The following is a 10,633-nucleotide window of genomic DNA, read 5'->3' on the forward strand; positions in this document are numbered from 1 at the left end:
GCGGGGGCGCGCTCTCTAAGATCTCTCCATGACAGGTAGCGGAGAGACCGAGCGCTGGGCGCCGGGTGATCAGATCCTGTGGCGCTACCGGGGCAACGGCCCCCGGCGGCCGGACTCCGCCGCGCATCCGTTCCACATCTGCCGCCCCGTCACGGTCGTCCAGGACACCGAGGAGCTGCTGGCGGTCTGGGTGGCGCCCGGCACCGAGTGCGTCAAGCCGGTCCTCGCGGACGGCACCGACGTGCACGCCGAACCGCTCGCCACCCGGTACACCGCCCCGCGCACCACCGCCCGCTCGGTCTGGCTGGGCAACGGGGTGCTGAAGCTGGCCGGGCCGGACGAGCCCTGGTCGGTCTGGCTGTTCTGGGAGCGCGGCTGGCAGTTCCGCAGCTGGTACGTGAACCTGGAGGAGCCCCGTACCCGGTGGTCCGGCGGGGTCGACTCGGAGGACCACTTCCTCGACATCTCGGTCTACCCGGACCGCAGCTGGCTCTGGCGCGACGAGGACGAGTTCGAGCAGGCCCAGCGGGTCGGCCTGATCACGCCGGACATGGCGGAGCGGGTGCGGGCGGCTGGGCGCGCGGCGGTCGGGCTGATCCGCGACTGGGCGGCGCCGTTCCGGGACGGCTGGGAGGACTGGCGGCCCGATCCGGCGTGGCGGGTGCCCGAACTCCCGGACGACTGGGACCGCCGGCCGGATGGTTCGGACCGTACGCCTTCCGCCATGCCGTCGTGAGACCCTTGATGCACCCCAGGGGGGCGAACGTAGGATCGTCCCGAGGAGAGCGGCTCGGCCCCAACCGGCAGGCGGGGCTCAGGACCTGACCGTAAGTCATCGGCTCGTCGCACAAACCGCAGCCCTCATGGACCGCATCGGCGTCACGAGTCGCACGAGTTACCCGCATCGCATGAGCCACTACGAGGGGGTGGAGACGTGTCCGCTGTCCGCCGCCGCCCCTTCGGAAACGTTGTCACCGGCATCCCCGGGCCGTGTCCGGAAGGTCCCGCCCGGCCCGCCCTTCGGGCGTGCGACGGGGTCTTCCGGACACGGCCCGGCAGACATCCGGTTTCGGCCCCGCGTTCCGGGGCAGGCGATGTCAGCCGTTGTTATTGCCGCTCCTGCCGGGGCACAGTGGCGCCCCGCAAGGTGATTGCCTCATACAACCGGCCCGGACGGACGGAACCCCACGCGTGACGGAGCATCCCACCTCCCACGAAGGCCGGCAGCCTCTCGCCGCCCGGCCGCAGGAACGCACCCGGCCGCGGCAGCGGGACGCCGCCGTGGCGGCCGCCGCTGCCGCGACGGCGATCCCGGCCCCGGCCAAGGGCCCGGCCCCGGCCGGCCCCGACCCACAGGCGGCGACGCGGCGCGAGGGCGACCGGCTGCGCTTCGTGGGGGCCGCGACCCGGCGGATCGCCCGGGGCATAGACCTGGACGAGATCGTGCTGGGGCTGTGCCGGGCCAGCGTGCCGACGTTCTCCGACGCCATACTCGTCTACCTCCGCGACCCGCTGCCGGTCGGCGACGAGCGGCCGGTCAGCCCGTTCGTGCTGCGGCTGCGCCGCTCGGACCGGCTGCGGCTGACGGAGGAGGAGACCGAGAGCCTGCCGGAGACCGAGCGGCTGCGGCTGCCCGCCGTGGACCCGCAGGCCGATCTGATGCCCGCCGCCGAGCTGTGCGAGGTCCAGGCCGGGAGCGCGCTCGCCGAGGTGCTGCGCGGGGTGCGCCCGGTCTTCGGCGACTCCGCCGCGGCCCGCGTCGCACTGCCCGAGCTGCTCGGCGCCGACCGCACGGTGCCCTCCGGCCACCGGGTGATCCTGGCCCCGCTGCGCGGCCGCCGGCGGGTGATCGGGGCGGCGGTCTTCCTGCGCGGCGCCGAGCGCCTGCCGTTCGAGGCCAACGACCTGCTGGTGGCCGCCCAGCTGGCGACGCACACCGCGCTCGGCATCGACAAGGCCGTGCTCTACGGGCGCGAGGCATACATCGCCGACGAGTTGCAGCGCACCATGCTGCCCGACTCGCTCCCCCAGCCCACCGGCGTCAAGCTCGCCTCGCGCTACCTCCCGGCCGCCGAGACGGCCCGGGTCGGCGGCGACTGGTACGACGCGATCCCGCTGCCCGGCAGCCGGGTCGCCCTGGTCGTCGGCGACGTCATGGGCCACTCCATGACCTCCGCCGCGATCATGGGCCAGCTGCGCACCACCGCGCAGACCCTGGCCGGGCTCGACCTGCCCCCGCAGGAGGTGCTGCACCACCTGGACGAGCAGGCGCAGCGGCTCGGCAGCGACCGCATGGCCACCTGCCTGTACGCGGTGTACGACCCCGTCGCGCACCGCATCACCGTCGCCAACGCCGGCCACCCGCCGCCCGTCCTGCTCCACCTGGGCGGCCGCGCGGAGGTGCTGCGGGTGCCCCCGGGCGCCCCGATCGGCGTAGGCGGAGTGGACTTCGAGGCCGTCGAGCTGGACGCCCCGGCCGGTGCGACGCTGCTGCTGTACACCGACGGCCTGGTCGAGTCGCGGCTGCGGGACGTGTGGACGGGCATCGAGCTGCTGCGCGAACGGCTCGCCACCACGGCCCGGCTGACCGGCCCGGACCACTCGCCGCCGCTGGAGGCCCTGTGCGACGACGTGCTGGACATGCTCGGCCCCGGCGACCGTGACGACGACATCGCGCTACTGGCCGCCCGCTTCGACGGGATCGCGCCGAGCGACGTCGCGTACTGGTTCCTGGACCCGGACGACTCCGCCCCCGGCCGGGCCCGCCGGCTGGCCCGCAGGGCGCTCGGCCGCTGGGGCCTGGACGAGCTCTCGGACTCGGTGGAGCTGCTGATCAGCGAGGTCGTCACCAACGCCGTGCGGTACGCGGAGCGGCCGGTGACCCTGCGCCTGCTGCGCACGGACACCCTGCGCTGCGAGGTCGGCGACGACTCCCCACAACTGCCCCGCCAGCGCCGGGCCAAAGACATGGACGAGAACGGCCGCGGCCTGTTCCTGGTCAACCGCCTCGCCAGGCGCTGGGGCGCGACCCGCCTGTCGACCGGCAAGGTGGTGTGGTTCGAGATGCCGGTGCGCGGGTAGCGGACCGCGACGCCGAACGGGCGGTGTACGAGGAGGAGCCTCGTACACCGCCCGTTCGCGCTGTCATGTGCCGCGGTTCAACGCGTCACCTGTCGTCGCTGTTGTCCGGCCGGTTGTTCCCGGAGAGGTCCGGCAGCTCGATGCTGGCCGAGGGGTCCGGTTCGGTCGACGGGCCGGTGGGCGGCTCGCTCGACGGGTCGCCCGAGGGCGAGGCGGGCGGTGAGCTCGGCGGGGTCTCGCTGGCCGGGGGCGGCTCGGAGGACGGGGTGTCGTCGGACGGTTTACCGGAGGGCGTGGGGTCCTCGGAGGCCGAGGTGCTCGGGCTCGGCGAGTGGGACGCGGGCGGCGGGCTGACGGCGGCGCCCATGTCGGTGTCGAGGACGAACTTGCTGGCCTTGGCGAGGGAGTGCCCCATGTAGTCGGCCCAGATCTCGGCCGGGAAGCCACCGCCGTTGACACGGCCGCCGCCGCCGGCGCCCTGGAGGGTCACCTGCGCGTACTTCTTGACCTTCTTGCCGTCGTCGCCGGTGCGGTCGAAGGCCGCCTCGCCGAACAGGCCCACCGAGGTGACCAGGTCGGGGGTGTAGCCGGTGAACCAGGCCGACTTGTTGTCGTCGGATGTGCCGGTCTTGCCGGCGATGTCCTGCTCCAGGAGCCCTTCGGCGTTGCGGACGGAGCCCCGGGCCGTACCGTCGTCGACCACGCCGGTCAGCACGGACGTCACGGAGTCCGCGGCCTGGCGCGAGATCACCTGGTCGCCGATCGCGTCGGGCATCTTCAGCGGCTCGTCGCCCTGGTGCACGGCGGACTTGACGATCTGCGGGGTGACCTTCTTGCCGTGGTTGTCGAGCGTGGCGTAGATCCCGGCCATCTCCAGCGGGCTCGCGCCCATGGAGCCGAGGGTCTGCGCGGGTACGGCCGGCAGCCCTTCCACGTCCATGCCGAGCTTGCCGGCGGTCTCCATCACCTTGTTCATTCCGACGTCCACGCCCATCTGTGCGAAGACGGAGTTGACGGACTGGTTCATCGCGGTCTGGACCGTGACCTGGCCGTAGTCGTGGTCGTCCTCGTTCTCCGGGGCGAAGTATCTGTCGCTGCCGACGACCGGGCGCTTGCTGGTGCCGTCGTAGCGGGTGTTCGCGGTGATCTGCTCGCCGTCCTGCGTCTTCGACTTCTGGTCGAGGGCGGCGGCGAGGATGACGGGCTTGAAGGTGGAGGCGGGCTGGAAGTCCTTGCGGCCGGCGTTCGATATCCAGTGCTCGTTCTGGCCGCGTCCGCCGTACAGGGCGACCACCGCGCCGGTCTTCGGGTCGACCGAGGCGGCGCCGGCCTGGATGTCCTTGTCGAGCTTGCGCTTCTTGGTGTCCAGCTTGTCGAGCAGCTTGGTCCCGACCGACTTCTCCAGCTGCTTCTGCTTCTTCTTGTCGATGTTGACGGTGATCGTCCAGCCGCCGAGGTCGAACTGGTCCTCGCTGATGCCCATCTGCTTGATCACGGCCTTGCTGGCCGCGTCCACGATGTAGCCCTTCTGGCCGGCCGTCCCGTTGAGCGGCTTGGGGTCGCGCGGCTTCGGGAACGTCAGCCCCTTGCGCTTGCCGGCGTCGAGCCAGCCCTCCTCGACCATGTTGTCCAGCGTGTACGCCCAGCGCGCCTTGACGAGCCGCTTGCCGTTCGGGCCCGCGACGGCCCAGTCGTACTGGCTCGGCGCCTGGAGCAGCGCGGCGAGGTAGGCGCCCTGGGAGACGTTCAGGTCCTTGGCGTCCACGCCGTAGTACGCCTGCGCGGCGGCCTGGATGCCCCAGGCGCCGCGGCCGAAGTAGCTGGTGTTGATGTAACCGGCGAGGATTTCCTTCTTGGTCTTCTTCTGGTCCAGCTTCAGTGAGATGACCAGCTCTTTGAGCTTCCGGCTGACCGTCTGGTCCTGGTCGAGGTAGTAGTTCTTGACGTACTGCTGGGTGATGGTCGAGCCGCCCTGCTTGCCCTTGCCGGAGAGCGTGTTGAGCAGGCCGCGGGCGGTGCCCTTGAAGTCGACGCCGTGGTCGTCGTAGAAGGACTTGTTCTCGGCGGCGACGAAGGTGTCCTGGACCTCCTTGGGCACCTCGGCGAGGCTCACGATCTCGCGGTTGACCTCGCCGGTCCTGGCGAGCAGGCTGCCGTCGGCGTACTTGTAGACGTTCGCCTGCAACTCCATCTTGGGGTTGCCCTCGGGCACGTCCACAAGCATGTAGAGCACTGCGAAGGCGCCCATGCCCAGCAGGATCACCCCGAGGGCGGTGCCCAGTAGTTTGCGCCAGGTGAAGAGCCTGCGTATGCCGCTCTTCTCAGCCCGCCGCTGGGCTCGTCGCGCTTCCGCTCGACCCATCGCTTGGTCGCTCCCGTTTCTCTGCTCGGCCGGATCAGCTCGGACCTGCCAGCTAACACCGTTGGCAAGCCCAAAAAGCAGGCGTTCCGATGTTTTACGGACGTGAGAATCAGCACCCGCCCCCTGTGGAACCGACTCCTGAGGGGTGCGCAAGGTTGCGAAATCCAGTAATGTGTAATCACATTGCTAGCGACCGGCTAGCCACACACCACGGGGGCTCCCATGACCGATCCGCTCGACCGGAACACCGAGACCCAGCCGACGGCCGACCTGACGCCGGACGCCCCGGAGATGCCGGAACCGCAGGTCCGCGAGATGAAGGCGCACAGCATCGCGGGCGGCCTCGGGCTGCTGCTGACCGTGCTCGGCGTGATCGCCGGCATCGGACTCGCCATCATCGGGGGCGTCATCGGATCGAACGGGAACAACGCGGTGGGCATCCCGCTGTGCATCCTGGGCGTCCTGCTCGCCATCGCCTCGTTCTTCTGCATGGGCGGTGTGAAGATGGTCGCACCGGGCGAGGCACGGGTCATCCAGCTCTTCGGCCGGTACGTGGGCACCATCCGCACCGACGGCCTGCGCTGGGTCAACCCGCTGACCTCCAGCCGCAAGATCTCCACCCGGGTCCGGAACCACGAGACGGCCGTCCTCAAGGTCAACGACGCCTACGGCAACCCCATCGAGCTCGCCGCGATCGTCGTGTGGAAGGTCGAGGACACCGCTCAGGCCCTCTTCGAGGTGGACGACTTCCTGGAGTTCGTCGCCACGCAGACCGAGGCCGCCGTCCGGCACATCGCCATCGAGTACCCGTACGACGCCCACGAGGAAGGCGGCCTGTCGCTCCGGGGCAACGCCGAGGAGATCACCGAGAAGCTGGCCGTGGAGCTGACGGCCCGGGTGCAGGCGGCGGGCGTGCGGATCATCGAGTCCCGCTTCAGCCACCTCGCCTACGCCCCCGAGATCGCCTCCGCGATGCTCCAGCGCCAGCAGGCCGGCGCGGTCGTCGCGGCCCGGCAGCAGATCGTGGAGGGCGCGGTCGGCATGGTCGAGATGGCGCTGACCCGGATCGCCGAACAGGACATCGTGGAGCTGGACTCGGAGCGCAAGGCCGCCATGGTGAGCAACCTGATGGTGGTCCTGTGCGGTGACCGCGCCGCCCAGCCGGTCCTCAACACGGGCACGCTCTACCAGTGACCGAGGAGAGCGCCGGGGAGGCACCGCGGTCCCGGTCGCGGCAGCGCAAGCAGATGCTGCTGCGGCTGGACCCCGCCGTGCACGACGCGCTGGCCCGCTGGGCGTCGGACGAACTGCGCAGCGCGAACGCGCAGATCGAGTTCCTGCTGCGGCGAGCGCTCGCCGAGGCGGGCCGGCTGCCGGGCGGGGCCGCGCCGATCGCCCGCCGGGGCCGCCCCCCGAAGGCCGCCGGCACGGAGACCCGGCAACCGCAGGAGCCCCACGAGCCGCAGGAGCCGGAGGGCGACGCGTGACCGTGCGGCCCGCCCGCAGGGGCCGGCCGTCCGGGTGTACCCCCCGGGTATACACGGCAGGTATACACGCCGTGTAGTGTGCGCGGCATGTCTATCGGCCACACCCTGCTCGGGCTCCTGGAGTCCGGCCCCCGCCACGGTTACGACCTGAAGCGGACCTTCGACGAGAAGTTCGGGCACGACCGCCCGCTGCACTACGGGCAGGTCTACTCGACCATGTCCCGGCTCCTCAAAAACGGCCTCGTCGAGGTCGACGGCGTGGAGAGCGGGAGTGGCCCCGAACGCAAGCGCTACGCGATCACCGACGCCGGCATCACCGATGTCGCCACCTGGCTCGCGCAGCCCGAGAAGCCCGAGCCGTACCTCCAGTCGACCCTGTACACCAAGGTCGTCCTGGCCATGCTCACCGGCCGCAGCGCCGCCGACGTGCTGGACGCCCAGCGCTCCGAGCACCTGCGCCTGATGCGCATCCTCACCGACCGCAAGCGCGGCGGCGACCTCGCGGACCAGCTGATCTGCGACCACGCGCTCTTCCACCTCGAAGCCGACCTGCGCTGGCTGGAACTGACCGCCGCGCGACTCGGCCAGCTCGCGAAGGTGGTGGCCCCGTGACCCCCGCCGGCTCCCTGCTCGCCGCGCACGACCTGCGCAAGACCTACGGCTCGACCCCCGCGCTCGACGGCGCCTCGTTCTCCGTGCACCCCGGCGAGGTCGTCGCGGTGATGGGCCCCTCCGGCTCCGGCAAGTCCACCCTGCTGCACTGCCTGGCCGGGATCATCACACCCGACTCGGGCACCATCACCTACGCCGGGCGCGAGCTGTCCGCCATGTCCGACGCCGACCGCAGCGCCCTGCGCCGCAGCGACTTCGGCTTCGTCTTCCAGTTCGGCCAGCTCGTCCCGGAACTCACCTGCGTGGAAAACGTCGCCCTGCCACTGCGGCTCAACGGCACCCGCCGCAAGGACGCCGAGCGCACCGCCCTCGCCTGGATGGAGCGCCTGGAGGTGGACGACATCGGCGCCAAGCGCCCCGGCGAGGTCTCCGGCGGCCAGGGCCAGCGCGTCGCCGTGGCCCGCGCGCTCGCCGCCTCCCCGAAGGTGATCTTCGCCGACGAGCCGACCGGCGCCCTGGACTCCCTCAACGGCGAGCGGGTCATGCAGCTGCTCACCGAGGCCGCCCGCTCCGCCAACGTCGCCGTGGTCCTGGTGACCCACGAGGCCCGCGTCGCCGCGTACTCCGACCGCGACGTCACCGTGCGCGACGGCCGGGCCCGCGACCTGGAGCACGCCGTATGACGCTGCTCGACCAGAAGCGGGCACCGGCCGCCGCACAGGAGCCGCCGGCCCGCCCCTCCCGCATCGCGCCCTGGCTGCGCGACCTCGGGCTCGGCATCCGGTTCGCCGCCGGCGGCGGCCGCGAGGGCTGGACCCGCACGCTGCTCACCGCCGTCGGGGTGGGCCTCGGCGTGACGCTCCTGTTCCTCGCCGCCTCCGTGCCGCACGCGCTCGACGCACGTACCGCACGGGACGACGCACGCAGCGAGACCAGGATCTCCGAGAGCCCCGACGCGCAGGCGAAGAAGTCGGACAGCTCGGTGCTGCGGATCTCGGCGGACACCGAGTACCACGACCGCTCCATCATCGGCTACGTGATGCGCGCCGAGGGCAGCCACCCGGTCCTTCCGCCGGGCGTCGACGCCCTGCCCGCGGCCGGCGAGATGGTCGTCTCCCCCGCCCTGAAGGACCTCCTGGGCTCGCCGGACAACGCCCTGCTCAAAGAGCGTTTCCCGTACAAGGTGACCGGCACGATCGCGGACGAGGGGCTGCGTTCGCCCAGCGAACTGTGGTTCTACGCCGGCAGCGACACCCTGACCCCGGCCTCGGGCGGCCACCGGATCACCGGATACGGCGACCCCGGCCCCACCCCGCCGCTCGCCCCCATGCTCATCGTGCTGGTGATCATGGTCTGCGTGGTGCTGCTGGCGCCCGTCGCCATCTTCATCGCCACCGCCGTGCGCTTCGGCGGCGACCGCCGCGACCGCCGGCTGGCCGCCCTGCGCCTGGTCGGCACGGACATCCGGATGACCCGCCGGATCGCGGCCGGCGAGGCCCTGTTCGGCTCGGCCCTCGGCCTGGTCGTCGGCCTCGTCCTCTTCCTGGTGGGGCGTCAATTCGTGGGCTGCATCGAGGTGTGGGACGTCAGCGCCTTCCCCGCCGACCTCGCCCCCGACCTGCGGCTGTGCCTGCTCATCGCGCTCGCCGTGCCGCTCACCGCGGTGCTCGTCACACTGACCGCGATGCGCTCCGTGGTGATCGAACCGCTCGGGGTCGTCCGCGACAGCCGGCCCCGCAAGCGCCGTCTGTGGTGGCGGCTGCTGCTCCCGCTCGCGGGGCTCGGCGTGTTCGCGCTCACCGGGAAGGCCGGCGAGTACGAGGTCGTCAACCCGTACGCCATCGCCTCCGGCGCGGTCCTGGTCCTGGTCGGGCTCGCCCTGCTGCTGCCGTGGCTGGTCGAGGCATGCGTGAAGCGGCTGCGCGGCGGCCCGGTGCCCTGGCAGCTCGCCACCCGCAGGCTCCAGCTGAGCAGCGGGGCCGCCTCCCGCGCGGTCAGCGGCGTCACCGTGGCGGTGGCCGGTGCGGTGGCCGTGCAGATGCTGTTCGCCGCGATGAACGCGGACTTCAACAAGCTCACCGGGCAGGACACCGGCCGCGCCCAGTTCTACGCCTCCTCGGAGCAGGTCACCGGCGACGCCGCCATGCGGACCATCAAGGAGTTCCGCGCCACCAAGGGCGTCACCCAGGTCATCGGCATGGTCGAGGCGTACGCCAGCAAGCCGGGGAAGTACTCCGACGACGACATCCAGCCCACCACCTCCTTCAGCGTCGGCGACTGCGCCACCCTGCGCGAGGTCGCCCGCATCGACTCCTGCGAGGACGGCGACACCTTCGTCGTGCATCCCGGGAACGACAAGGAGATGCAGGGCTGGATGGACCAGACCGCCCGCAAGGGCAAGGAGGTCGAGTTCGAGTCGGGCAGCGGCGAGAAGCTGCGCTGGACGCTGCCGGCCGACGCGAAGACCGTCGTCAGCCGCAAGGACCCGGTCGGCGAGGACCGCTGGGGGATCATGGCCACCCCCGGCGCGATCGACGCGACCACCCTGCCGGGCGCCAGCACCGTCTCGCAGATCCGCATCGACGACAGCGTCCCGGAGGCCGCCGAGTACGTACGCAACACGGCGGCCCGGATCGACCCCGGCATGCGCCTGGTCACCATGACCTCCGTCGAACGCGACCGCCAGTACGCCAGCATCCAGACCGGCCTCCAGGTCGGCGCGACCATCACCCTGCTGCTGATCGCCGCCTCCATGCTGGTCTCCCAGCTGGAGCAGCTGCGCGAGCGCAAGCGCCTGCTCTCGGTACTGGTCGCCTTCGGCACCCGGCGGGTCACGCTCGGCTGGTCGGTGCTGTGGCAGACCGCGGTCCCGGTGGTCATCGGGCTCGCGGTGGCGGTGGCCGGCGGCCTCGCCCTGGGGGCCGCGCTGTGCTGGATGGTCGACAAGCAGGTCGACGACTGGCTGGTGTTCCTGCCCCTGGCGGGGGCGGGCGCGGGCCTCATCCTCCTGGTCACCCTGCTCTCCCTGCCTCCGCTGTGGCGCATGATGCGCCCGGACGGGCTGCGCAGCGAGTAGGACCCCGGCGGGCGG

Annotated in this window: 8 protein-coding genes; 7 read left to right on the forward strand and 1 reads right to left on the reverse strand. The window is 71.8% G+C overall.

Annotated elements, in window-relative coordinates; all coding sequences use genetic code 11:
* Positions 1–28 precede the first annotated feature (28 nt).
* Both E6R18_RS23755 and E6R18_RS23760 read left to right on the forward strand, forming a co-directional pair.
* Positions 29–736 (forward strand): DUF402 domain-containing protein, encoded by a 708-nt coding sequence (locus E6R18_RS23755; RefSeq protein ID WP_136318928.1) that lies wholly within the window; start codon positions 29–31, stop codon positions 734–736.
* A gap of 455 nt (positions 737–1,191) precedes the next feature.
* On the forward strand, positions 1,192–3,081 hold the full coding sequence (locus tag E6R18_RS23760; RefSeq protein ID WP_136318929.1) for an ATP-binding SpoIIE family protein phosphatase: 1,890 nt from the start codon (positions 1,192–1,194) through the stop codon (positions 3,079–3,081).
* A gap of 85 nt (positions 3,082–3,166) precedes the next feature.
* Here the strand turns inward: E6R18_RS23760 and E6R18_RS23765 are convergent, their stop codons facing one another.
* Complete coding sequence (locus E6R18_RS23765; RefSeq protein ID WP_136318930.1) at positions 3,167–5,443, reverse strand: transglycosylase domain-containing protein; 2,277 nt, start codon at positions 5,441–5,443, stop codon at positions 3,167–3,169.
* 222 nt (positions 5,444–5,665) lie between these two features.
* Between E6R18_RS23765 and E6R18_RS23770 the strand changes: the two genes are divergently transcribed.
* The 5 genes from E6R18_RS23770 (at position 5,666) to E6R18_RS23790 (ending at position 10,618) form a co-directional block, all read left to right on the forward strand.
* Positions 5,666–6,637, forward strand: a complete 972-nt coding sequence (locus E6R18_RS23770; RefSeq protein WP_136318931.1) for an SPFH domain-containing protein — start codon at positions 5,666–5,668, stop codon at positions 6,635–6,637.
* Positions 6,634–6,930: a hypothetical protein gene (locus E6R18_RS23775; RefSeq protein ID WP_136318932.1), complete on the forward strand. Its 297-nt coding sequence runs from the start codon at positions 6,634–6,636 to the stop codon at positions 6,928–6,930. The genes E6R18_RS23770 and E6R18_RS23775 overlap by 4 nt, the downstream gene beginning before the upstream one ends.
* An 87-nt stretch (positions 6,931–7,017) precedes the next feature.
* Positions 7,018–7,542, forward strand: a complete 525-nt coding sequence (locus E6R18_RS23780) for a PadR family transcriptional regulator (RefSeq protein ID WP_136318933.1) — start codon at positions 7,018–7,020, stop codon at positions 7,540–7,542.
* Entirely contained in the window at positions 7,539–8,225 is a 687-nt protein-coding gene (locus E6R18_RS23785) for an ABC transporter ATP-binding protein (protein WP_136318934.1), read from the forward strand. The genes E6R18_RS23780 and E6R18_RS23785 overlap by 4 nt, the downstream gene beginning before the upstream one ends.
* Positions 8,222–10,618 (forward strand): FtsX-like permease family protein, encoded by a 2,397-nt coding sequence (locus E6R18_RS23790; protein WP_136318935.1) that lies wholly within the window; start codon positions 8,222–8,224, stop codon positions 10,616–10,618. Before E6R18_RS23785 ends, E6R18_RS23790 begins: the two co-directional genes overlap by 4 nt.
* The last annotated feature ends 15 nt before the right edge of the window (positions 10,619–10,633 follow it).

It is taken from the genome of Streptomyces sp. A1277, from assembly GCF_004795015.1.
Classification (GTDB): domain Bacteria; phylum Actinomycetota; class Actinomycetes; order Streptomycetales; family Streptomycetaceae; genus Streptomyces.

What these genes read in the sequence shown, in the direction of transcription:
- E6R18_RS23755 (WP_136318928.1), top strand. Translation starts at nt 29, where the DNA reads ATGACAGGTAGCGGAGAGACCGAGCGCTGGGCGCCGGGTGATCAGATC.
- E6R18_RS23765 (WP_136318930.1), bottom strand. Translation starts at nt 5,443, where the DNA reads ATGGGTCGAGCGGAAGCGCGACGAGCCCAGCGGCGGGCTGAGAAGAGC.
- E6R18_RS23770 (WP_136318931.1), top strand. Translation starts at nt 5,666, where the DNA reads ATGACCGATCCGCTCGACCGGAACACCGAGACCCAGCCGACGGCCGAC.
- E6R18_RS23780 (WP_136318933.1), top strand. Translation starts at nt 7,018, where the DNA reads ATGTCTATCGGCCACACCCTGCTCGGGCTCCTGGAGTCCGGCCCCCGC.
- E6R18_RS23790 (WP_136318935.1), top strand. Translation starts at nt 8,222, where the DNA reads ATGACGCTGCTCGACCAGAAGCGGGCACCGGCCGCCGCACAGGAGCCG.